Source organism: Ancylobacter tetraedralis (genome assembly GCF_014195655.1).
Classification (GTDB): domain Bacteria; phylum Pseudomonadota; class Alphaproteobacteria; order Rhizobiales; family Xanthobacteraceae; genus Ancylobacter; species Ancylobacter tetraedralis.
Genome location: NZ_JACICD010000002.1, coordinates 222,605 through 244,828, shown reverse-complemented (window position 1 = coordinate 244,828; position 22,224 = coordinate 222,605). Strand labels below are relative to the sequence as shown.

Below are 22,224 nucleotides of genomic sequence, written 5' to 3'. Positions count from 1 at the left end.
CGGCGTCACACCAGCCCCGGAAACAGCGCGCGCAGGCTCGCCACCAGCATTTCCATGGCGATGGCGGCCAGCACCATGCCCATGAGCCGCTTGGTCACACTCATCACGGTGGGCGAAACCACCCGGCCGATGAAGGGCGCGGCGATGAGCGTGGCTGACAGCAGCAGCAGGAAGGCGACGAGCCCGAGGCCGAGCGCAAGGAACTGGTCGGTCCGCCCGGCAGTATGGGCATAGACGATCAGCGCCGAGATCGTGCCCGGCCCCAGCAGCATCGGGATGGCGAGCGGATAGAACGCCACGTTGCTCGCATTATTGAAGGTCGCTTTCTCCGCGCTCGATCCGCCATGGGTGGCGCTGTCCTCGCCGTGCAGCATGGAGAGCGCGATCAGCAGCACGATCAGCCCGCCCGCGAGGCGGAAATGATCCACGTCGAGACCGAAGAAGCCGAGAATGGCATTGCCCGCGAACACCGACACCAGGCAGCCGACCGCGACCGTCAGGCTGACCAGGATCGCCGTGCGGCGCTGCTCGGCCTCCTTCATGCCCGAGGTGAAGGACAGGAAGATCGGCAGGTTGGCGATCGGGTTCATGATGGCGAACAGGGCGGCGAACACCTTGGCCGCGAAGGCGAAATCCATGGCGTTGAAGTCTCCTCTGGGGGCCGGTGGGCGCGCGCGGCTTCGCGGACCCTCATTCCTCGTAGCAGGGACGGGCCCCTGCGGGGAACCCACCCAAGGTACCGCCTGAAACCCAGGGTACCGCCTGCAACCATGGATGAAACGCGTGGGATGAAACGCGCGGGATGAAACGCGTGCATGGCTCCTGCGCCGCGGCGGGTCTTGTGCCGCCGCCCGCGCCATGGCATGCGCGGGGCATGCAAACCGAGATCGTTCCGCCCGGAATCCTGCCGCCTGTCATCACCTCCTTCGCCACGCTCGCCCCGCGCTACGACGTTGTGCTGTGCGACGTGTGGGGCGTGCTGCATAACGGCGTGGTCGCCGCCGCCGCCGCGTCCGACGCGCTTATCCGCGCCCGGGCGGCTGGCGCCACGGTGATTCTGGTCTCCAACGCCCCGCGCCCGCGCGACGGGGTGGCGAAGATCCTCGACGGGTTCGGCGTGCCGCGCGCCGCCTATGACACGATCGTCACCTCCGGCATGGTGACGAACCGGCTGCTCGCCGGACATGCCGGCGCGCGGTTCTGGCATCTCGGCCCCGAGCGCGACCTCGGCATCTATGACGGGCTCGACCTCGCCTTCGCCGAGCTGGACGCAGCCGAGCTGATCGTCTGCACCGGCCTGTTCGACGACACGGTGGAGACGCCGGCGGACTATGCCGACCGGCTGGCGGCCGCGCGGGCGCGCAACCTGCCCTTCATCTGCGCCAACCCGGACATCGTGGTGGAGCGCGGCGGCGATCTCGTGTGGTGCGCCGGCGCGCTGGCCGAGGCCTATGCGGCGCTGGGCGGCGACGTGGTGTTCTGCGGCAAGCCGCACCGGCCGATCTACGAGGCGGCACTGGCCACCGCGCGCGAGCTGCGCGGGGCCGAGACGCCGGCCAGCCGCGTGGTCGCCATCGGCGATGCGCTGCGCACGGACCTCGCCGGCGCGCTGGGCGTGGGCATCGACTGCCTGTTCGTCGCCGCCGGCATCCATGCCGGCGAGCTCGGGCTGGAACACGGCGCCGAGGTCGACCCGAAGGCGCTGGCGCGCCTGCTCGCCGACGGGCCCGGCCAGCCGACGGCCGTCACCACCCGCCTCGTCTGGTGAGGGGATCCGTGCTGAGCCGCATTGACGCGGATGCGCGGCAGCGCCACTAAGGCGACCGCGCCCGTCCCCTCGTGCCGTGTCCGGACATGACCCACGCTGCCGCCCGCCCGCATGACTTCGCCATCTTTCACGATGCAACGGGCCTGCCCGCTGCCCTGGCCCGGCCGGTCGTCGCCATCGGCAATTTCGATGGCGTGCATCGCGGCCATCGCGCCGTCATCGGCACGGCGATCGACCAGGCCCGCTCCTTCGGGCGGCCGGCGCTGGCGCTGACCTTCGAGCCGCATCCGCGCGCCTTCTTCCGGCCGGACGAGCCGATGTTCCGCCTCACCCCGCCGCCGCTGAAGCTCAAGCGCCTGGCGCAGACCGGGCTCGACGGCGCCGTGGTGCTGACCTTCGACGCCGCGCTCGCCGGCCTCGACGCCGAGACCTTCGTGAGCGAGATCCTGCTCGGCCGGCTCGGCGTCTCCATGGTGGTCGCCGGCTATGATTTCCACTTCGGCAAGGGGCGCGGCGGCTCGCCGAGCTTCCTGCGCGAAGCCGGCCATCGCCACGGCTTCCCGGTCGAGATCGTCGCGCCGCTGCTGGACGAGGGGGCGCAGATTTCCTCCAGCGCCATCCGCGCGGCGCTGGCGCAGGGCCGGGTCGAACAGGCCGCCGACATGCTCGGCAGCCCGTGGGAGGTCGAGGCCGAGGTGATCCATGGCGACAAGCGCGGGCGCGAGCTCGGCTATCCCACCGCCAATATGCGGCTCGATCCGGCGATCCGCCTCGCCCACGGCATCTATGCGGTGACGGTGGAGATCGACGGCGTGCGCCACAAGGGCGTGGCCAGCTTCGGCCGGCGCCCCACCTTCGACGACGGCGCGCCGCGGCTGGAGACGTTCATCTTCGACTATTCAGGCAACCTCTACGGCCGCGTGCTGCCCATCGCCTTCCACGCCTATCTGCGCCCCGAGCTGAAATTCGACAGCATTGATGCGCTGATCGCGCAGATGGACATCGACAGCGCGCGGGCGAAGGCGGCGCTGGGTTAGAGAGGGGTCAGCCGAACAATCTCGCGCCAGCCGACGAGTCCCGCGCTGGGTCCCGGATCGGCGTTGCGCTTCGCGCACCTTGTCCGGGAAACGAGGCTGCTGTTTCCCGGACAAGCTGGACAACGTGCAGCGCCGATCCGGGAGCCAGGAGAGACTCTTCGGCCATATAAACTCTTTGGCCCATCGCCCTTACGCCCCCACCATCCCCGCCCTTGCACCGCCTTGCCGCTGCGCTTAAACCGTGCGGCGAGTGAAGGAGTCCGTCATGACGAGCCGCAACAGCGATGGTCGATCCGCGAACGAGCCTGCCGAGGAGGCGAAGGCGCGCGATTATTCGTCGACCCTGTTCCTGCCGCAGACCGATTTCCCCATGCGCGCGGGCCTGCCCCAGCGCGAGCCGGAACTGCTGGCCCGCTGGCAGCGCATCGACCTCTACGCCCAGCAGCGCAAGGCCGGCGAGGGCCGCCCGCGCTTCGTGCTGCATGACGGCCCGCCCTATGCCAATGGCAACATCCATATCGGCCACGCGCTGAACAAGATCCTGAAGGACGTGGTGGTGCGCTCTCAAGGCGCGCTTGGCCACGATTCCAACTATGTGCCGGGCTGGGACTGCCACGGCCTGCCGATCGAGTGGAAGATCGAGGAGCAGTACCGCGCGAGGGGCAAGAACAAGGACGAGGTGCCGGTCGTCGAATTCCGCCAGGAATGCCGGGCCTTTGCCGCCAGCTGGCTCGACATCCAGCGCGAGGAGTTCAAGCGGCTCGGCGTCGAGGGCGACTGGTCGCACCCCTATGCCACGATGAGCTTCGACGCCGAGGCGCAGATCGCCCGCGAGATCATCAAGTTCGCCAGCAACGGCCTGCTCTATCGCGGCTCCAAGCCGGTGATGTGGTCGGTGGTCGAGCGCACCGCTCTGGCCGAAGCCGAGGTCGAGTATCACGACCACCAGTCGACCACGATCTTCGTGAAGTTCCCCGTGACCGGCTATCGCGAGAGCGCGGCCACCGCCGGCGGCCTGCCCAAGGGACTGAAGCCGGCCAGCGAAGCCGACGACATCCACCTGTTCCCCTCCTATGAGGGCGCGTCCATCGTCATCTGGACGACCACGCCCTGGACCATTCCGGGCAACCGGGCCATCGCCTTCTCCAAGGACGTGACCTACGCCGTCTACGAGGTGACGGAGGCTCCCGCCGACAATTGGGCGAAGGTGGGAGAGCATTTCATCGTCGCCGACAAGCTGGCGGACGAGGTGTTCAAGGCCGCGCGTGTCACCGGCTATGAGCGCCACAAGGAGGTCGACCCGACCCATCTCGTCTGCGCCCATCCGCTGAAGGGCGTCGAGGGCACGGACGGCTATTTCGATTTCCCCGTTCCCGTGGTCGCCGGCGACTATGTCACCGACGACGCCGGTACCGGCTTCGTGCACATAGCCCCGGGCCATGGCGCCGACGACTTCAATCTCTACGTCGCCGAGAAGCTCGGCGATGTCCCGCACACGGTCGGCCCGGACGGGCGCTATTACGAGCATGTGCCGCTGTTCGCCGGCCATCGGGTGATGGACGACAAGGGCCGGGATGGCGACGCCAACGACCTCGTCATCAAGACGCTGCTCGCCGCCGACCGGCTGCTGGCGCGCGGCCGGCTGAAGCACCAGTACCCGCATTCGTGGCGCTCCAAGGCGCCGATCATCTTCCGCAACACGCCGCAATGGTTCATCGCGATGGACAAGGACATCGCGGCGAGCGATGGCTCCTCCACCTCCGGCGACACGCTCCGCGCCCGCGCGCTCGGCGGTATCGCACGCGTCGACTGGGTGCCGGCTTCGGGCCAGAACCGCATCACCGGCATGATCGAGAACCGCCCGGACTGGGTGGTGTCGCGCCAGCGCGCCTGGGGCGTGCCGATCGCCGTGTTCGTGAAGGACAAGGGCGACGGCACGGTCGAGATCCTGCGCGACGACGCCGTCAACCAGCGCATCGCGGACGCCTTCGCCACCGAGGGCGCGGACGCCTGGTACAAGGACGGCGCCGCCCAGCGCTTCCTTGGGCACGACCACAGCTCGAACGAATGGCACAAGGTCGACGACATTCTCGACGTGTGGTTCGATTCGGGCTCCACCCACGCCTTCACGCTGGAAGTGCGCGAAGACCTGAAGGTGAACCGCGCGTTCCAGGGCGGGCCGGACCGGGTGATGTATCTGGAAGGCTCGGACCAGCATCGCGGCTGGTTCCACTCCTCGCTCTTGGAGAGCTGCGGCACGCGGGCGCGCCCGCCCTATGACGTGGTGCTGACGCATGGCTTCGTGCTCGACGAGCAGGGCCGCAAGATGTCGAAATCGGTCGGCAACGTCGTCGCCCCGCAGGAGGTGATCAAGTCCTCCGGCGCCGACATATTGCGCCTGTGGGTCTGCGCCTCCGACTATTCCGACGATCTGCGCATCGGGCCGGAAATCCTCAAGACCACGGTCGAGACCTATCGCAAGCTGCGCAACACGCTGCGCTGGCTCTTGGGCTCGCTGCACCATTACCGCGAGGCCGAGCGCGTCGCCTATGCCGACATGCCGGCGCTGGAGCGCATGGTTCTGCACCGGGTGCACGAGCTCGACCGGCAGGTGCGCGCGTCCTATGCCGCGTTCGACTTCAAGCGCGTGCATGCGGCGCTGTCGTCCTTCATGACGACCGAGCTGTCGGCCTTCTATTTCGACGTGCGCAAGGATGCGCTCTATTGCGACCCGATCTCCTCGGTGACGCGCCGGGCGTGCCTGACCGTGCTGGACGAGGTGTTCAACCGCCTCGTTCTGTGGCTGGCGCCGATCCTGCCCTTCACGGCCGAGGAAACCTGGCTCGCCCGTTTCCCCTCCGAGACGGATTCGGTGCATCTCCAGCTCTTCCCCGAGACGCCGGCCAAGTGGCGCGACGAGACGCTGACCGACGAGTGGCGCAAGATCCGCCTCGTGCGCCGCGTGGTGCTCGGCGCGCTGGAAGTGGAGCGCGCCGCCAAGCGCATCGGCTCCAGCCTGGAGGCCGCGCCCATCATCCATGTCAGCGACGAGAGCCTGTTCGCGGCGGTGAGCGCGGTGGATCTGGCGGAGGTGTGCATCACCTCCGACGCGCATCTGATGCCCGATGCCGGGCCGAAGGAGGCGTTCCGCCTTCCGGACGTGCCGGGCGTCGCGGTGGTGCCGGCCAAGGCGGTGGGCGAGAAATGCGCCCGCTCGTGGAAGATCTCGCCGCTGGTCGGCAGCGACCCGGACTTCCCCGACGTGACGCCGCGCGACGCGTTGGCGCTGCGCGAACTCGCCAATGCGCGGCGAGCGGCGGAATGACGCTGTCCTATTGCGCCCCGTGAGGTTCTCCGCATGAAGCCGCGCCTCGCCGGGCTACGTCTGACCGGGCCGCTCTCGCTCTATGGCGGCGGCTTTGCGCTCGCCGCGCTGGTGATCGACCAGGCGTCCAAGCTCGCCGTGCTGCACGGCGTCGATTTCGGCGACGCGGGGATCGTGCGGATCCTGCCCTTCCTCGATTTCGTGCGGGCCTGGAATACCGGCATCAGCTACGGCCTGTTCTCGCAGGGCGCGGATGGCTGGTGGCTGCTGGGCGGGCTCAAGCTGGCGGCGGCGGTTTTGTTCTGGTTCTGGCTCGCCCGGGTCGACCGCCGGATCGAGGCGGCCGCACTCGGCCTCCTGATCGGCGGCGCGCTCGGCAACGCCATCGACCGCCTCGCCTATGGCGCGGTGTTCGACTTTGTCTCGCTGCACGCCTTCGGCTTCTACTGGTACGTGTTCAATCTCTCCGACGTCGCGATTGTTGCCGGTGTCGGACTGCTTCTGTATGACTCTTTCCTGGGCGGCGCCGCAAAATTGCCGTCCTGACATGAAGAGTTGACGCTTCGGGACGCGCGTCATGGGAGGCGGGCGAGCCCGTGCCCGATAGGCCCCGTGTTCTACATGCCCGTGCCCGCGCGACGCCCGACGAGCGGGTCTTTCGCGGCAGAAGCAGGAGATGACCGAATGTCGAGACAACCTCTGACGATGCGCGCCGCCCTGCTTTCCGGCGCCTTCTGCGTGGCTGTTCTGGTCAACGGGAGCCCTGCCTTCGCCCAGGAAGACAATTTCACCGAGCAGCTGCTGACCAATCTCGGCCTCGTCGCCGCGCCGCCGCCGGATATCGATTATCGCGAGCGCGCGCCGCTGGTGGTGCCGCCCACGGGCGAGACGCTGCCGCCCCCGCGCGCGGCCGACGCCATCACCCAGAACCCGAACTGGCCGAAGGACGACGACGTCAAGAAGCGCGCCGATGCGCAGAAGGTCGCCAGCAAGCCGACGAGCTTCAACGACCGTGACGCGACCCGCGCCCTCACGCCGGCCCAGATCGCCACCGGCACCAATCCGAACGCCAACAACATCACCACCAAGCCGGGCCTCGTGGCCGAGAACAATGCCCAGCGGCAGGACTGGCTGAAGCCGACCGGCGGCCTCGGATTCCTCGGCTGGGGCAGCAAGAAGGAAGAGAAGCCGATCGCCTTCGCGGGCGAGCCGGAGCGTCAGACGCTGACCGACCCGCCGGTCGGCTATCAGACGCCGGCATCGAGCGCCGCCTATGGCACGGTCGCCGAGCGTCCCGAGGAGAGCGTCTGGCAGTTGCCGGACTGGTTCGACCGCTCGCAGAAGAACAATACCCGCAACTGACGGGCTCCGACGGCCCCTCTCGACCGGGGGGGCGGATCCGCCCGCGCCGGCCCCATGCCGTAGGGCGGCGCCGCGGGCTGGCCGTTCGCGCGCTCGTCGGCATCGCACAAACTTCCGGCCACACGCCGCGCCCGGGCCATGCCTTCCGGGACATGCCTTCGATACCGGGGGCGACTCACACGGGATTGATCTGGCCGGCCGTTTTCATCGCTCGAACTGTGGCACACTCCGCCGCGCGGTTGTGCCCTCGGTGCGTTGCACCGGAGATGCGCCGTTGTCCGTCATCGGGTCCGTCCGTCTGGCGCGTCCGGCCCGGGAGATGACGGGAAGCCCAACACGACGACAAAAAGCGGGCGGCCTTGCCCGCGTGCCCATGCCGAACCGCGCCGATCCCGCTGGCGCCCCCTTCTCACGGCGCCGTTCTTCAGGACGCCGCGCCGGGAAATGCCGCCCCTCGATGCGCCCTCTCATGGCGCCTGCGCCGACATGTCCCTATATCAGGGACCCAATACGGATATTGTAACCGGAATGGCGCCTCGAACCCTGTCGACTGGAAAGCTGATGTCCGCCGTGATGCTCATCGCCGCCTCCCTCGCCTCGACGAAGGCCGCCGAGGCGGCGGACGTCGCCGAATTCACCCTCGACAACGGCATGCAGGTCGTCGTCGTGCCCGATCACCGCGCGCCGGTCGTCACCCATATGGTGTGGTACCGGGTCGGCTCGGCCGACGAACAGCCGGGCAAGTCGGGCATCGCCCATTTCCTCGAGCATCTCATGTTCAAGGGGACCGACAAGCACCCGGCGGGCGAGTTCTCGCAGGTGGTCGGCAAGCTCGGCGGGCAGGAGAACGCCTTCACCTCGCAGGATTACACCGCCTATTTCCAGCGCGTCGCCAAGCCGAGCCTCGGCACGGTGATGGCCTTCGAGGCGGACCGCATGACCGGGCTGGTGCTGACCGACGAGGTCGTGCTGCCCGAGCGCGACGTGGTGCTGGAAGAGCGTCGCATGCGCACCGACAACGATCCGGCCTCCCAGCTTTCGGAAGCCGCGCAGGCCGCGATGTATGTGAACCATCCTTACGGCCATCCGATCATCGGCTGGGAGGAGGAGATCAAGCAGCTCAACCGCGAGGATGCGCTGGCCTTCTACCGCCGCTTCTACACCCCGAACAACGCGATCCTCGTGGTGGCCGGCGATGTCGAGCCGGACGAGGTGAAGACGCTCGCCGAAGAGACCTATGGCAAGGTCGAGCGCCGCGCCGAGACCGCCGAGCGGGTGCGCCCGAGCGAGCCCACGCCGCGCGCCGCGCGCCGGCTCATCCTCGCCGATGCGCGCGTCGGCCAGCCGAACCTGTCCCGCGCCTATCTCGTGCCGTCCTATCGGCAGGCGAAGGAGGACAGCGTCGCGCTGGACGTGCTGGCGCAGGTGCTGGGCGGCGGCTCGACCGGCCGGCTCTACCGCGACCTCGTGGTCGAGAAGGGCTTGGCGGCAAGCGCCGGCGCCTGGTACCAGTCCACCGCTCTGGACGCCACGCGCTTCGGCATCTCGGCCTCGCCCCGGCCGGAGGTGACGACCGAGGCACTGGAGGCCGCGCTCGACGAGGCCATCGCCGCGCTGGCCAAGGACGGCCCGGCGGCGGACGAACTGGAGCGCGCCAAGACCCGGCTGGTCGCCGATGCCATCTACGCGCAGGACAACCAGGCGACGCTGGCGCGCATCTACGGTGCCGCGCTCACCACCGGATCCACTGTCGAGGACGTGAAGGTCTGGCCGGACATGGTCAAGGCGGTCACGGCCGACCAGTTGCGCGACGTTGCCCGCCGCTATCTGGTGCCGGCCCGCGCCGTAACCAGCGAACTCCTGCCCGCCGCGGCGGCCTCCGCCTCGTCCGAGCCCGCCGCCGCGCCCGGGGCGCCGGAGAAGCGTTCGTGAGCCGCGCGCCACGCGGTTCCGCCCGCGCCGGTGCCCAACCGTCCGCGCGCGCCCGGCTCCGCTCGGGGCTTGGCGTCATCCTTTCCGCTCCCGTCCTTTTCGCCACGGCCTTTTTCATCATGAACATCGCTCTCGCGCCCGCCGCCTCCGCCCAGTCCGACACCACGCGCATCCAACGCGTGGTGAGCCCCGGCGGCATCGAGGCGTGGCTGGTGCACGACAAGACCCTGCCGCTGGTGGCGATGGAGTTCGCCTTCGTCTCCGGCGCGGCACAGGATCCGGCGGACAAGCCGGGCACGGCGAGCCTCATGAGCTCGCTGCTCGACGAGGGCGCGGGCGACCTCGATTCGCGCAGCTTCCAGGACAAGCTGGCGGAGAAGGCGATCGAGCTGCGCTTCGATGCCTCGCGCGATTCGATCGGCGGCTCACTGCGGACCCTCTCGGAAAATGTCGCACCCGCCTTCGAGCTGACCCGTCTCGCGGTCAATGCGCCGCGTTTCGACGAGGAGGCGGTGGAGCGTATCCGCCAGGGCCAGCTGGCGAGCCTGCGCCGCCGGGCGAACGATCCTTCCACGCTGGCCAGCCTCGGCTGGTCGGCGAGGGCCTTCCCCAACCATCCCTATGGTCGCCCGGTGGCGGGCACGCTGGAGAGCGTTCCCACCATCACCCGCGAGGATCTCGCCGCCTTCGCCAAGCGCACGCTGGCGAAGGACAATCTCAAGATCGCCGTGGTCGGCGACATCACGGCGGAAACGCTGGCACCGGCACTGGACTCGATATTCGGCGCGCTGCCGGCCAAGGCCGAGCTGACTCCGGTGCCCGACGTGGTGCCGCAGGGCCTCGGCACGGTGGAGGTCAAGACGCTCGACGTGCCGCAGACCTCGGTGGTGTTCGGCGGCATCGGTCTCAAGCGCAACGACCCGGATTTCATTCCCGCCTTCGTGCTCAACCACATGCTGGGCGGCTCGGCTTTCTCCTCGCGCCTGTTCAAGGAAGTGCGCGAGAAGCGCGGCCTCGCCTATTCGGTCTACAGCCATCTCGCCCCGCTCGACCACGCCGCGCTGATTCTCGGCGGGACGGCGACCAAGAACGAACGGGCGGGCGAGGCCATCGACCTCATCCGCGCCGAATATCTCAAGCTGTTGACCGACGGGCCGAGCGAGGCGGAGCTGGACGACGCCAAGAGCTACCTCATCGGCTCCTTCGCGCTGCGTTTCGATAGTTCCGCCAAGGTTGCCTCGCAGCTTCTGCAGATCCAGATCGACAATCTCGGCATCGATTACATCGACGTGCGCAACCAGCTGGTCGCCGCCGTGACGCTTGACGACGTGAAGCGCGTCGCCGCGCGCCTCAAGGCAAATCCGGAGCTGTTGTTCAGTCTGGTCGGCAAACCGGTCGGGGTCGTGCCGAACGGCGGTTGATTTCCCCGTGTTGACGCCGGGTAACGAATCATGCGGCGACGCCGCAGGATGTTCCCCCCGCGCGGGATCGCCTGCTATAAGAGCCCCCGGTCTGGATATCTCGAATGGAAACGGGGTCCGGCGTGGCGACGCGCCGGTAAGCTGACGGTCTTGTCGGTCCTGGGCGGGAGTAGCTGTATGCGTCGAGCTCAAATGCGGAACGGAACTTCGGGCGTCACCGGTCACGGCCCCCGTGGCGCGGCCATTCGCCTTCGTGCGGCACTGGCCGCGACAGGGCTGGCATGGCTGCTGGCGGGCTGCGCCGGTGCCGGCACGGGCGGCGGCAACGGCAATGTCGGCCCGATGGGCGCCGGCGGCACGGATGGCCAGGGCCTTTTCGGGTCGCAGATGCAGACCACGACCGTGGCGTCGTCCGGTACCACCACCTCGACCAATCTCTCGCCTGACGACCCGGTCATCCGCGGCTCGGTGTCGCCCACGCCCAAGACGACGGACAATCCCGATTATTCCTGCCCGCTGGTGCAGGTCCGGGGCGGGGCGGGCTCCTGGCAGGTGACGGAGCCGGCCCGGGGCGAGGAGCCGCCCGGCGTGCGCTACCAGGCGACGCTCGGCCAGTTCGCCCGCGAATGCCGCTACACCTCGCCGGACATGACCATGCGCATCGGCATCCAGGGCCGCGTGCTGCTGGGCGCCAAGGGTGGCCCGGGCAAGATCAACGTGCCGATCCGCCTCGCTTTGCTGCAGGAAGGGCCCGAGCCGAAGTCGATCTGGACCAAGCTCTATTCGGTGCCGGTCGAAATCGGTCCCAACGTGCTGCAGGTCGATTTCGGCCTCGTGGCGGACGACGTGACCTTCCCGCGCCCCGACGCGGCGACGCTGGACAAGTATGTCGTCTATGTCGGCTTCGATGCGCAGGGCGCCACGGCTGCGGACAAGCCGGCCGCCCGGCCGCGCACCTCGCGGCCGAAGCCGGCGCAGAGCGCCCCCGTCCAGACTGCGCCCGCCCAGACATCGCGGCCCACCACGGCCCCGTCGGCGCCCTCCACGCCCGTGGTACAGCAGGCCCCGATCGAAGCGCCGGCCGCGCCCGTGACGGCGGCCCCGGCCACCGCAACCCCGGCCGCGCCGGCGACGCCGCAGGCGGCGTCGGGCAACGGGCAGAATCAGTGGATCGGCGCGCCCGCCCCGGCGACCAACACCTTCTCGCAATAGACGGCCACGCGGCAGTCGAGGCGCCCTTCGCCACGCCGGCGACGCCTCAGGCCGCCGCCCGCCGTACCGTGCTCCCGGATCGGGCCTCGTCCGCTCCGTCGTCGCCGGGCTCAGCCTTCCTCGACATGGCCGCGGCGGATGCGCCGCACCACCAGCCAGATCAGCAGCGCGACGAGCGGCACCGACATCGCGGTGGCGGTGCCGACGTCGTAATGCAGGCCAGCCGCCTCCGCGCGGGCGTGGATGCCTTCCAAGAGATAATGGATCAGGCTGACCACGTAATAGGAAATGGCGGCGACGGAGAGACCCTCGACCGTCTGCTGCAGCCGCAACTGCTGGCGGGCACGCTTGTTCATGCTTTGCAGGAGATCGCGGTTCTGCTGCTCGAGCTCGACATCGACGCGCGTGCGCAGGAGGTTGGCGGCGCTGGTGAGCTTGACCGAGAGATTGGCCTGCCGCTGCTCGATCGCCTGGCAGGTGCGCATGGCCGGCTGCAGACGGCGCAGCAGGAATTGCTGCCAGGTCGGGTAGCCTGAAATCGGCCGCTCGCCGATCGCCCGCAGCCGGGCCGAGACGATTTCCTCATAGGCCCGCGTCGCGCCGAAGCGGAACAGCGAGGCGGCGGCATCCGCCTCGAGCGCGGCGGCGAGCGAGGTGAGCGCGCCGAGCAGCTTGTTATTGGCGGCCAGTCCCTCGCTCTCGCGCATTTCGCTGGTCAGCGCGCTGAGCTGCTGCTCGCTGCTGGCGACGGTGGGCGCGAGACGCTGCGCCTCCGGCAGGCCGAGCAACGCGAGGGTGCGGTAGGTCTCGATCTCCAGCAGACGCTGCACCAGCGCGCCGGCCGCATCCGCCGTCATGCCGCGATCGCGCACGAGGATGCGCACGAAGCCGGACGGGTCCGGCTGGAAGTCGGTGGCGATCTCCGCGAAGCCATCCTCCACATCCGAGCGCGCGAGGCTGGCGCGGTCGAACAGCCGGTCGAGCGCCAGCGCATCCGCGGTGTCGGTGACGAGATGCACGTCGACCGCGACCAGCAGCGGGCCGGGCTGGGGCACCTGCGCCAGCATCTCGGCAAGGCTGCCGGAGGAGGGGTGGAAGGGAAGCCCGCCATCCACCAGATCCTGCGCCGGCAGTTCCCAGGTATAGGTGGTGAATTCGGCGTGGCGCTCCCAGCGCACCACGGCGCCGCCGAAGGACACGCGATGCTGCTTGGCCTCGCGCGCCGGCGCCGGCTGGCCGCGCGCGGTGCACAGTGCGGCAAAGGCGGCACGGTCGGCGCCGGCCTGACTGCGATCCACCAGGAAGGCGGCATGCAGGATGCGGGCGGGCGTCGCCACCGGCACGAAGGGGCGCGCGTGCAGTTCGGCCAGCACGGTCGCGCGCAGCGGATGATCGTAGAAGGCTCCCGCGCGCGGCAGCATGGGCTCGGCTTTCGCGAGGATAGTCGTCGTCACGGCATGTGCTCCCTGCTTCAAGGCGTGCCCGCGCAAACACTGCCGGCGCAGTGGAGCCTGATCGTGAACCCGGGTTCACCGAACAGGCTCCACGATCGGCTTCACGCATTTCTTCACACGAGCCGGTTCTCACCTCGCTCGAAAATGCCCGGCGCCATCCCGTCCCGGCGACAGCCTTCGCGATCGCCCGCGCGTGCAAACCCACCCGGCGAAACGGGAAAATTTACCCATTTCGACCATGCTACCAAATCACCGCCGCCCCCGTCCGGCCGGGCGGGAACCCGCAGCGGACCCAGTCGGTTGCATGGTGGCGGGGCACTGGCAAGCCCGCCGCGCCGACCTGCCGCAGCAGGACCGGTCACACTCTGTTGCCGATTCGCATCAGCCCGGTCGTGATGCTGGAGCGAATCAAAATACGGTTTGCCTTGCCGATCATGGCAGATGCATGAAGTTGAGCGATATTTCGGGAATCGTGACATGACGCCTGCGCGGGCTTGGTTCTTCAGTTTCGTCGCCGTCCTGACCCTGGCCCTCGCCGCCGCTTTTCCGGGCTCCGCCTTCGCCCAGGCGCGCACGCCCAACGCGGGCAAGGCGCCGGAGGTGCGCGTCTACCTGCTGCGCGGCCTCGCCAACATCTTCTCGTTCGGCATGGATGATCTCGCCACCAAGCTCAAGGCGCGCGGCATCAAGGCGAGCGTGCACCCCTATACCGACTGGCAGACGCTGAGCACCATGGCCATCGAGGACGCGACCAAGGGCAAGCGCCGCGCGACCCCGGTGATCATCATCGGCCATTCGCTCGGGGCCGACGCGGCGATCTACATGGGCAACAAGGTCGCCGGTGCCGGCGTGCCGGTGCCGCTGGTCGTCACCTTCGATCCCGTCTCGAATGTCACCTCCGACGGGCGCATCACCCGGGTGCTGAACTATTACCAGACCGGCGGCGCCGGAAAGCGCGTGGCCGGCCCGCGGGTCGAGAATGTCGATCTCGCGGGCAAGGGCCTGACGCATTTCAACATGGAGAAGGCGTCGGACCTGCACCAGCACGTGATCGCGCTGATCGAGCAGCCCGCGCGCCGCGCGCCGCGCCGGCCCCGGCCGATCGCCCCGCCGGCGGCACCGGTCGCCAGCCCCGGCGCTCCGGCCGGGAATGTCGCGCCCACCGCCTCCGCCACGCTTGCGCCGTCGGCGACGGAAACCGCCGCCGCTCCCTCCGCCGGCGCCGTCAGTCCCGCCGTGATGCGCGCGCCGAACTGAGGCGCGCCGGTCGACGACGGGGCGGCAGGCACTTTCAGGCGGGCACTTTCAGGCAAGCGCCCTCAGGCCGGCACTACCGAAAACACCACGAATGTGTGCAGCGCGCCGTCTTCCTCGCGCAGCGAGACATATTCCCCCGGCGCGAACGCATGATCGGCGAAGCGGTAGCCGGCCTCGTCATCCTCGCTGGTGCCCTCCTCATAATCGAAGATCCACGTCGCGCCCCGCGCACCGCCGGCGCGGTGCACGAGATGGCCGCTCTCCGGCGCGTCGTTGCCCCAGAAGCGGGTGACGAGGCAGGCCGCGCGCGCGGCCTTCCAACCCTCCAGATCGATATGCCCGCGCGCGTCGAGCGGCGCGACGAACTCGTAGCCGTGGCGGGCGCTGCCCTCGGGAAACTCCTTCGAGCGGGCGAGATGGAGGCGGATGCGCTGGAGCGCGGTGGCCGCGACGGCGTTCATGGCTGTCTCCCTTGTCTCCGGTCGGAACGAGCCGGCAGCGGGCCCGCCCGCAACGATAGGCTTGTAGCGTGCGGGCCGACCCTCTTCCTTGATGCGCCGCAAGCCCGTTGGTTCCCGCGCGCCGCGGGAACGGGCCGCGGACGGGCGTACATTCTTGCGTGGTCCAGTTTTTTTACCATAGGAAGCGTGCGCGCTTTTCCCTAGAATGGCTCGAAAGCCAGATGCGCGCCGCCAAGAGCGCCAGCCGGGAACGAGGAGAAACGCCATGTCCGGTCTCGTCATGCCGGCGCCAAAAGCCGACGTGCTGGCCCGCCGGTCGGAGATCGTCGCGGCGCTGCGCGAGATCGTCCCCGGCGAGGGGGTGATCGATACCGAGACCGAGATGCGCCCTTTCGAGAGCGACGGCGTCACCGCCTATCGCCAGTTGCCGCTGGTGGTCGTGCTGCCCTCCACCACGCAGCAGGTGTCGCAGGTGCTGGCCTATGCCAATGCCAACGCCATACCCGTGGTGCCGCGCGGGGCGGGCACCTCGCTATCGGGCGGCGCGCTGCCGCTGGCGGACGGCATCCTGCTCGGCATGGGCAAGTTCAACCGGATTCTCGACATCGATTTCGAGAACCGCACCGTGATCGCCCAGCCGGGCGTGACCAATCTGGGCATCACCACCGCGGTGGCCGATCACGGCTTCTATTACGCACCCGACCCCTCCTCGCAGATCGCCTGCACCATTGGCGGCAATGTGGGGGAGAATTCCGGCGGCGTGCACTGCCTGAAATACGGCCTCACCACCAATAACGTCCTCGGCGTCGAGATGGTGCTGATCACGGGCGAGATCATCCGCCTCGGGGGCAAGCATCTCGATTCCGGCGGGCTCGACCTGCTCGGCCTCATCGTGGGCTCGGAAGGGCTGCTCGGCGTCGTCACCGAGGTCACCGTGCGCATTCTGAAGAAGCCGGAGACGGCGCGCGCCGTGCTGCTCGGCTTCCCCTCCTCCGAGGCGGCGGGCGCCTGCGTCGCCGCCATCATCGCCGCCGGTATCATCCCCGGCGGCATGGAGATGATGGACCGCATGATGGTGCACGCGGCCGAGGCCTTTCTGGGAGCCGGCTACCCGCTCGATGTCGAGGCGTTGCTGATCGTCGAGCTGGACGGGCCGGAGGCGGAGGTGAATCACCTCATCGAGCGCGTCGCCGAGATCGGCAACGGGCTCGGCTGCATGACCTTGCGCGCCTCCACCAGCGAGGCCGAGCGCGTCGCCTTCTGGGCCGGGCGCAAGGCGGCCTTCCCGGCGGTGGGGCGCATCTCGCCGGATTATCTCTGCATGGACGGCACCATTCCGCGCAAGGCGCTGCCGCTGGTGCTGAGCCGCATGGAGGCGATGTCGGTCAAATACGGGCTGCGCTGCGGCAATGTCTTCCATGCCGGCGACGGCAATCTTCATCCGCTCATCTGCTACGACGCCAACAAACCCGGCGAACTCGACAAGGCGGAGGCCTTCGGGGCCGATATCCTGCTGCTCTGCGTCGAGGTCGGCGGCGTGCTGACGGGCGAGCACGGCGTCGGCGTCGAGAAGCGCGACCTCATGCCCTCCATGTTCAACGAGGTCGACCTCGCCCATCAGCAGCGGCTGAAATGCGCCTTCGACCCCGAGGCGCTGCTCAACCCCGGCAAGGTGTTCCCGGTGCTGCACCGCTGCGCCGAGCTCGGGCGCATGCATGTGAGCGCCGGCCAGCTGCCCTTCCCCGACATTCCCCGATTCTGAGCCCCTCATGAACCCGCCCGACCGCACACTCCTCGTCCGGAATGCCACGGTACTCGTCACCATGGACGGCGCGCGCCGCGAGATCGCGGGGGGTGGGCTGTTCGCCCGCAACGGGATCATCGAAGCCGTGGGGCCGAGCGAAACCCTGCCCACCACGGCCGATCGCATTCTCGACCTTGACGGCCATGTGGTGCTGCCGGGGCTGGTCAATTGCCATCATCACCTCGACCAGACGCTGACGCGCAACCTGCCGGTCGCCCAGAACGTCAACCTGTTCCGCTGGCTCACCGCGCATTATCGCCGCTGGGCCGCGCGCACGCCGGAGGCCTCGCGCACCGCGACGCTGGCCGGCCTCGCCGAGCTGGCGCTGACCGGCTGCACCACCTGCTTCGACCACGCCTATGTGTTCCGCAATGGCTGCACGGTCGACGATCAGATCGCGGCGGCGCGCGAAATCGGCCTGCGCTTCATGGTCTCGCGCGGCTCCATGTCGCTCGGCCAGTCCCGCGGCGGCCTGCCGCCCGATGATTGCGTGGAGCGGGAAGACGACATCCTCGCTGATTCCGAGCGCGTCATCGCCCGCTATCACGACGCCGCGCCCGGCTCGTTGCTGCAGATCGCCCTCGCCCCCTGCTCGCCCTTCTCGGTGACGCCGGAGCTGATGCGCGACAGCGCGGCGCTGGCACGGGCGAAGGGGGTGCGCCTGCACACCCACCTCGCCGAGACCATCGACGAGGAGCGCTTCACGCTGGCGCGCTTCGGCAAGCGGCCGGTCGCCTATATGGAGGAACTGGGCTGGCTCGGCGACGATGTCTGGTTCGCTCACGCGGTGCATGTGAACGCGCATGAGATCGGCTGCTTTGCCAGCGCGGGGGTGGGCGTGTGCCATTGCCCATCCTCCAACATGCGGCTCGCCTCCGGCATCGCGCCGGTGAAGGCATATCGACGCGCCGGCGTGAAGGTCGGGCTCGGCGTCGACGGCTCGGCCTCCAATGACGGCAACAACATGCTGGGCGAGGCGCGCCAGGCCCTGCTGCTCGCGCGGCTGCAGATCTCCCTGCGCCCGCCCGAAGGCCCGGACACCACGCTGTCCACCTCCGACCCCGCGCGCGATGCCGAGTGGATGACCGCCCGCGAGGCACTGGAACTGGCCACGCTGGGCGGGGCAGCGGTGCTCGGGCGCAGCGATATCGGCGCGCTGGAAGTGGGCAAATGCGCCGATTTCTTCGCGCTCCGGCTCGACGACGTCGCCTTTGCCGGCGGCCTCTCGGACCCGGTGGCGGCGGCACTGTTCTGCACGCCCGGCCGCGCGGCCTTCACCGTCGTGCATGGCCGCCCGATCGTCGCCCATGGCGAGGTCGTCACCATCGACTTGGCCGCCGTCGTCGCCGAGCACAACCAGCATGCCGCGCGGCTGGCCGCGCTGTCGGAGTGATCCCTGCCATGAGTGCTGCCATGAGTGCTGCCACGCGTGCCGCTAGTGCCGCCATATCGGGCGATCGCCTGTGCCCGCGCGACGAGGCCGACGTCGCCGAGACCGTGCGCTGGGCCGCGAGCGAGGGCCGCACGCTGGACGTGGCCGGCCGCCGCTCCAAGGCGGCGCTGGGCCGCGCCATCCAGACCGACTTTACGCTGGAGCTCGCCGCGCTGACCGGCGTCACGCTCTATGAGCCGGAAGAACTCGTGCTGAGCGCGCGGGCCGGCACCCCCGTCGCCGAGATCGAGGCGCTAGTCGCCGGTGCCAACCAGATGATGGCGTTCGAGCCGATGGATTTCGGCCCGCTGCTCGGCCAGCCCCCGGGCGAAGGCACGCTGGGCGGGCTGCTCGCCTGCAACCTCGCCGGCCCGCGACGCCCGAGCGCGGGCGCCGCGCGCGACCATGCGCTCGGCATCCGCGCCGTTTCCGGCCGGGGCGAGGCGTTCAAGGCCGGCGGGCGGGTGGTGAAGAATGTCACGGGTTACGACCTGCCGCGCGGCCTCGCCGGCTCGCACGGCACCTTCGCCGCCTTCACCGAAATCACCATCAAGGTGCTGCCGCGACCCGAGACAGTGGAGACGCTGCTGATCCTCGGCCTCGACGATGACGCCGCCGCCAGCGCCATGAGCGCGGCGGTGGGCTCCTATTACGACGTGTCCGGCGCCGCCCATCTGCCGGCGGATGTCGTCTCCCGCCTCCCCGCCGTGGCGGGCGCGGGACGTTCGGTGACGGCGCTGCGGCTGGAAGGCGTGCAGCCCTCCATCCTGCACCGGCGCGGCAAGCTGGAGGCACTGCTGCGCGCGCGCGGCGAGCTCGCCTTTCTCGATGCCGACGCCTCGCGCGCCTTCTGGCGGGCGCTGCGCGATGTGGAACCGTTCGCCGCCCCTCTTGTCTCTCCTCTTGTATCTCTCCGTGCGGGAGAGGTCGGCGCGGGCAGCGCGGCGGGCGAGGCAATCGCGGCATCCCCCTCACCCGTCCCTCTCCCCGGGGGGGAGGGGGAGGTTGCCGCCATCTGGCGCGTTTCGGTCGCGCCCATGGCGGGTGCGCGGATCGGGGCCGCGGTCCGCGCGGTCGGCGGGCGCTGCTTCTATGACTGGTCCGGCGGGCTGGTCTGGATCGAGATGCCCGGCATCGAGCCGCACGCGCCGCTCATCCGTCCGGCGGTGAGCGCCACCGGCGGCGGGCACGCCACGCTGATCCGCGCTGGCGCCCCGGTACGCGCGGCGCAGGAGGTGTTCCAGCCGCTGGACGCTGTGACGGGCGCGCTGGTGAAGCGGATGAAGAGCGGCTTCGACCCGGCGGGGGTGCTGAGCCCCGGCCGCATGTATGCGGGGATGTGAGCGATGCAGACCAACTTCTCCCTCGCCCAGCTCGCCGATCCGCAGATGGCGAGGTCCGAACAGGTGCTGCGTGCCTGCGTGCATTGCGGCTTCTGCACCGCCACCTGCCCGACCTATGTGCTGCTGGGCGACGAGCTGGATTCCCCGCGCGGGCGCATCTACCTCATCAAGGACATGCTGGAAAATGATCGGCCGGCCACCGTCGAGGTCGCGCGCCATGTCGACCGCTGCCTGTCCTGCCTGTCCTGCATGACCACGTGCCCCTCGGGCGTGCACTACATGCACCTGATCGACCATGCCCGCGACCATGTCGAGAAGACCTATGACCGCCCCCTGATCGACAAGTTCACCCGGGCCCTGCTGGCGCGCGTGCTGCCCAGCCGCGCGCTGTTCCGCCTGGCGATCGGCGGGGCGATGCTGGCCCGGCCCTTCGCCCCGCTGTTCGAGGGCGTGCCGGCGCTGCGCCCCATCGCCGCCATGCTGAAGCTGGCGCCCGCGCGGCCGGCCACCCGCTCGGCAAACGAGGGCGAGCGGCGGTTTGCGGCGAAGGGACCGCGCCGCGCGCGCGTCGCGCTGCTCGACGGCTGCGCCCAGCCGGTGCTGCGCCCGGATATCGACGACGCGGCGATTCGCCTGCTCACCCGCATGGGCGTGGAGATCGTGCGCCCGGTGGGCGGAGGCTGCTGCGGCTCGCTCACCCACCACATGGGCAAGGAGGAACTGGCGCTGGCCAATGCGCGCGCCAATGTCGACGCCTGGTCGCGCGAGATCGAGGGCGAGGGCCAGGAACGCGGAGGGCTGGACGCCATCCTCGTCACCACCTCCGGCTGCGGCACCACCATCAAGGATTACGGCCACATGCTGCGCGGTGAGCCGGCCTATGCCGCGCGCGCCGCCAGGGTCTCGGCGCTGGCGAAGGATGTGAGCGAGTTTCTTGCCGAGCGCGAGCTGCCGGTGCCGGTCATCGCCGCCGGCATCCGCGTCGCCTATCATTCGGCCTGCTCGCTGCAGCACGGCCAGCGCGTGCGCACCGCGCCGAAGACGCTGCTGTCGTCGGTCGGCTTCACTGTGCTGGAGCCCGCCGAGGGGCACCTGTGCTGCGGCTCGGCCGGCACCTACAACATATTGCAGCCGGAGATCGCCGGGCGCCTGCGCGCGCGCAAGGTCGCCAATATCGAGCGCACGGACCCGCAGATCATCGCCGCCGGCAATATTGGCTGCATGACGCAGATCGGCGGCGGGACGGCGATCCCGGTGGTGCATACGGTCGAGCTGCTCGACTGGGCGACCGGCGGGCCGCTGCCGGCGGGCCTGCCCTCCCTGCCCGCCGCCGCGTGAGACGCCCGCATCCCAAGACGCCCGCCTGTCCGGCACGGCGCGGGCGGGCTATGATCGCGCCTCGCGTCGCTTCGCCTGGGGGCCCCGATGACACGCCCGCGCCTTCTCGTGCTCTCGCTCGGAGGCACCATCACCATGACCGCCTCGGCCGCGGGCGGCATCGCCCCGACGCTCGGGGCGGCCGAACTCGTGGCCGCCGTGCCGGGGCTGGGGGAGGTGGCGGAGATCGAGGCGCGCTCGCCGCTGCGCCTGCCCAGCCCCTCGCTCACGCTGGACCATGTCGTCACCGTGGCCGCAGAGATCCGCATGGGCTTTGGCGCCGGATTTGACGGCGCCATCGTCATCCAGGGCACCGACACGATCGAGGAGACCGCCTTCGCGCTCGACCTGCTGGTGCCCGGCGAGCGCCCTGTCGTGGTGGTCGGCGCCATGCGCGGGCCCCAGCAGGCCGGGGCGGACGGGCCGGGCAACCTGCTCGCCGCCGCCCTTGTCGCCGCCGCTCCCGCCGCCCGCGGGCTGGGCGCGCTGGCGGTGCTGAACGACACGATCCACGCCGCCCGCTTCGTGCGCAAGGCACATACGGCGCTGACCTCCGCCTTTGTCTCCGACAATGGCGGCCCGCTCGGGCTGGTGGCGGAGGGGCGGCCGCGCTTCTTCGCCCGGCCCGCGCCGGTCGACCTGCCGGCCTTGCACCTCGTGCCCGGCGACATGCCCCCCGTCGCGCTCATCAAGATGGCGATGGGCGATGACGGGCGGCTGCTGCGGGCGGTTCCCGAGCTCGGCTATGCGGGCGTGGTCATCGAGGGGATGGGCGCGGGTCACGTGCCGGCACCGCTCGCCGATCTGGTCGGCGAGGTCGCTCTCACCCTGCCGGTCGCGCTGGCGAGCCGGACTCTGGCCGGCCCGGTCTTCGAGCGCACCTATGGCTATGCCGGCTCGGAGATCGACCTCATCGGCCGTGGCGCCCTGCCGGCCGGGCTGCTCTCCGGGCCGAAGGCGCGCGTGCTGCTTGCCCTCGCGCTCAAGGCCGGGTGGGACCGCGCGGCGATCCGCGCGGCGCTGGCGGCCTATGGCTGAG

Annotated in this window: 17 protein-coding genes; 14 read left to right on the top strand and 3 right to left on the bottom strand. The window is 69.8% G+C overall.

Features of this window, described 5'->3' with window-relative positions; translation table 11 throughout:
- Window positions 1-5: 5 nt before the first annotated feature.
- Window positions 6-638 carry a MarC family protein gene (locus tag FHS55_RS06420; RefSeq protein WP_183188875.1) on the bottom strand — a complete coding sequence of 211 codons (633 nt, stop codon included), beginning with the start codon at window positions 636-638 and terminating at the stop codon, window positions 6-8.
- A 236-nt stretch (window positions 639-874) separates the two neighbouring features.
- On the opposite strand from FHS55_RS06420, the gene FHS55_RS06415 reads away from it, so the two are divergent.
- The 8 genes from FHS55_RS06415 (at window position 875) to FHS55_RS06380 (ending at window position 12,057) form a co-directional block, all read left to right on the top strand.
- Entirely contained in the window at window positions 875-1,768 is an 894-nt protein-coding gene (locus FHS55_RS06415; RefSeq protein WP_183188874.1) for a TIGR01459 family HAD-type hydrolase, read from the top strand.
- Between the two features lie 86 nt (window positions 1,769-1,854).
- Entirely contained in the window at window positions 1,855-2,805 is a 951-nt protein-coding gene (locus FHS55_RS06410; protein WP_183188873.1) for a bifunctional riboflavin kinase/FAD synthetase, read from the top strand.
- 265 nt (window positions 2,806-3,070) lie between these two features.
- Window positions 3,071-6,130: an isoleucine--tRNA ligase gene (gene ileS / locus FHS55_RS06405; protein ID WP_183188872.1), complete on the top strand. Its 3,060-nt coding sequence runs from the start codon at window positions 3,071-3,073 to the stop codon at window positions 6,128-6,130.
- Between the two features lie 33 nt (window positions 6,131-6,163).
- A complete protein-coding gene (gene lspA, locus FHS55_RS06400) occupies window positions 6,164-6,676 on the top strand; it encodes a signal peptidase II (protein WP_183188871.1) in 513 nt (170 codons plus the stop codon).
- A 138-nt stretch (window positions 6,677-6,814) separates the two neighbouring features.
- The gene (locus FHS55_RS06395; protein WP_183188870.1) at window positions 6,815-7,492 is read left to right on the top strand and encodes a hypothetical protein; all 678 of its coding nucleotides are present in this window, start codon (window positions 6,815-6,817) and stop codon (window positions 7,490-7,492) included.
- A 561-nt stretch (window positions 7,493-8,053) separates the two neighbouring features.
- Entirely contained in the window at window positions 8,054-9,424 is a 1,371-nt protein-coding gene (locus tag FHS55_RS06390) for a M16 family metallopeptidase (RefSeq protein ID WP_183188869.1), read from the top strand.
- 119 nt (window positions 9,425-9,543) lie between these two features.
- Window positions 9,544-10,845 (top strand): M16 family metallopeptidase, encoded by a 1,302-nt coding sequence (locus FHS55_RS06385; RefSeq protein ID WP_183188868.1) that lies wholly within the window; start codon window positions 9,544-9,546, stop codon window positions 10,843-10,845.
- A gap of 192 nt (window positions 10,846-11,037) precedes the next feature.
- Window positions 11,038-12,057, top strand: coding sequence for a hypothetical protein (locus FHS55_RS06380; RefSeq protein ID WP_183188867.1), 1,020 nt, complete (start codon window positions 11,038-11,040; stop codon window positions 12,055-12,057).
- A gap of 110 nt (window positions 12,058-12,167) precedes the next feature.
- Here the strand turns inward: FHS55_RS06380 and FHS55_RS06375 are convergent, their stop codons facing one another.
- Window positions 12,168-13,478: a DUF3422 family protein gene (locus FHS55_RS06375; RefSeq protein WP_183189243.1), complete on the bottom strand. Its 1,311-nt coding sequence runs from the start codon at window positions 13,476-13,478 to the stop codon at window positions 12,168-12,170.
- Between the two features lie 510 nt (window positions 13,479-13,988).
- Between FHS55_RS06375 and FHS55_RS06370 the strand changes: the two genes are divergently transcribed.
- Window positions 13,989-14,768 carry an alpha/beta hydrolase family protein gene (locus FHS55_RS06370; RefSeq protein ID WP_183188866.1) on the top strand — a complete coding sequence of 260 codons (780 nt, stop codon included), beginning with the start codon at window positions 13,989-13,991 and terminating at the stop codon, window positions 14,766-14,768.
- A 62-nt stretch (window positions 14,769-14,830) separates the two neighbouring features.
- Here FHS55_RS06370 and FHS55_RS06365 read toward each other — a convergent pair whose 3' ends face one another.
- Entirely contained in the window at window positions 14,831-15,229 is a 399-nt protein-coding gene (locus tag FHS55_RS06365; RefSeq protein ID WP_183188865.1) for a hypothetical protein, read from the bottom strand.
- A gap of 265 nt (window positions 15,230-15,494) precedes the next feature.
- Between FHS55_RS06365 and FHS55_RS06360 the strand changes: the two genes are divergently transcribed.
- The 5 genes from FHS55_RS06360 (at window position 15,495) to FHS55_RS06340 (ending at window position 22,223) form a co-directional block, all read left to right on the top strand.
- Window positions 15,495-16,991 (top strand): FAD-linked oxidase C-terminal domain-containing protein, encoded by a 1,497-nt coding sequence (locus FHS55_RS06360; protein WP_183188864.1) that lies wholly within the window; start codon window positions 15,495-15,497, stop codon window positions 16,989-16,991.
- A 7-nt stretch (window positions 16,992-16,998) separates the two neighbouring features.
- The gene (locus FHS55_RS06355; RefSeq protein WP_183188863.1) at window positions 16,999-18,426 is read left to right on the top strand and encodes an 8-oxoguanine deaminase; all 1,428 of its coding nucleotides are present in this window, start codon (window positions 16,999-17,001) and stop codon (window positions 18,424-18,426) included.
- 20 nt (window positions 18,427-18,446) lie between these two features.
- Window positions 18,447-19,808, top strand: coding sequence for an FAD-binding protein (locus FHS55_RS06350; RefSeq protein ID WP_183188862.1), 1,362 nt, complete (start codon window positions 18,447-18,449; stop codon window positions 19,806-19,808).
- 3 nt (window positions 19,809-19,811) lie between these two features.
- Entirely contained in the window at window positions 19,812-21,146 is a 1,335-nt protein-coding gene (gene glcF, locus FHS55_RS06345) for a glycolate oxidase subunit GlcF (protein WP_183188861.1), read from the top strand.
- A gap of 87 nt (window positions 21,147-21,233) precedes the next feature.
- Window positions 21,234-22,223 carry an asparaginase gene (locus FHS55_RS06340; RefSeq protein ID WP_183188860.1) on the top strand — a complete coding sequence of 330 codons (990 nt, stop codon included), beginning with the start codon at window positions 21,234-21,236 and terminating at the stop codon, window positions 22,221-22,223.
- Window position 22,224: the final 1 nt, after the last annotated feature.

Coding starts and splice junctions, on each gene's coding strand:
- FHS55_RS06420 (WP_183188875.1), bottom strand. CDS start 638: ATGGATTTCGCCTTCGCGGCCAAGGTGTTCGCCGCCCTGTTCGCCATC.
- FHS55_RS06415 (WP_183188874.1), top strand. CDS start 875: ATGCAAACCGAGATCGTTCCGCCCGGAATCCTGCCGCCTGTCATCACC.
- FHS55_RS06410 (WP_183188873.1), top strand. CDS start 1,855: ATGACCCACGCTGCCGCCCGCCCGCATGACTTCGCCATCTTTCACGAT.
- ileS (WP_183188872.1), top strand. CDS start 3,071: ATGACGAGCCGCAACAGCGATGGTCGATCCGCGAACGAGCCTGCCGAG.
- lspA (WP_183188871.1), top strand. CDS start 6,164: ATGAAGCCGCGCCTCGCCGGGCTACGTCTGACCGGGCCGCTCTCGCTC.
- FHS55_RS06395 (WP_183188870.1), top strand. CDS start 6,815: ATGTCGAGACAACCTCTGACGATGCGCGCCGCCCTGCTTTCCGGCGCC.
- FHS55_RS06390 (WP_183188869.1), top strand. CDS start 8,054: ATGTCCGCCGTGATGCTCATCGCCGCCTCCCTCGCCTCGACGAAGGCC.
- FHS55_RS06385 (WP_183188868.1), top strand. CDS start 9,544: ATGAACATCGCTCTCGCGCCCGCCGCCTCCGCCCAGTCCGACACCACG.
- FHS55_RS06380 (WP_183188867.1), top strand. CDS start 11,038: ATGCGGAACGGAACTTCGGGCGTCACCGGTCACGGCCCCCGTGGCGCG.
- FHS55_RS06375 (WP_183189243.1), bottom strand. CDS start 13,478: ATGCTGCCGCGCGCGGGAGCCTTCTACGATCATCCGCTGCGCGCGACC.
- FHS55_RS06370 (WP_183188866.1), top strand. CDS start 13,989: ATGACGCCTGCGCGGGCTTGGTTCTTCAGTTTCGTCGCCGTCCTGACC.
- FHS55_RS06365 (WP_183188865.1), bottom strand. CDS start 15,229: ATGAACGCCGTCGCGGCCACCGCGCTCCAGCGCATCCGCCTCCATCTC.
- FHS55_RS06360 (WP_183188864.1), top strand. CDS start 15,495: ATGTCCGGTCTCGTCATGCCGGCGCCAAAAGCCGACGTGCTGGCCCGC.
- FHS55_RS06355 (WP_183188863.1), top strand. CDS start 16,999: ATGAACCCGCCCGACCGCACACTCCTCGTCCGGAATGCCACGGTACTC.
- FHS55_RS06350 (WP_183188862.1), top strand. CDS start 18,447: ATGAGTGCTGCCACGCGTGCCGCTAGTGCCGCCATATCGGGCGATCGC.
- glcF (WP_183188861.1), top strand. CDS start 19,812: ATGCAGACCAACTTCTCCCTCGCCCAGCTCGCCGATCCGCAGATGGCG.
- FHS55_RS06340 (WP_183188860.1), top strand. CDS start 21,234: ATGACACGCCCGCGCCTTCTCGTGCTCTCGCTCGGAGGCACCATCACC.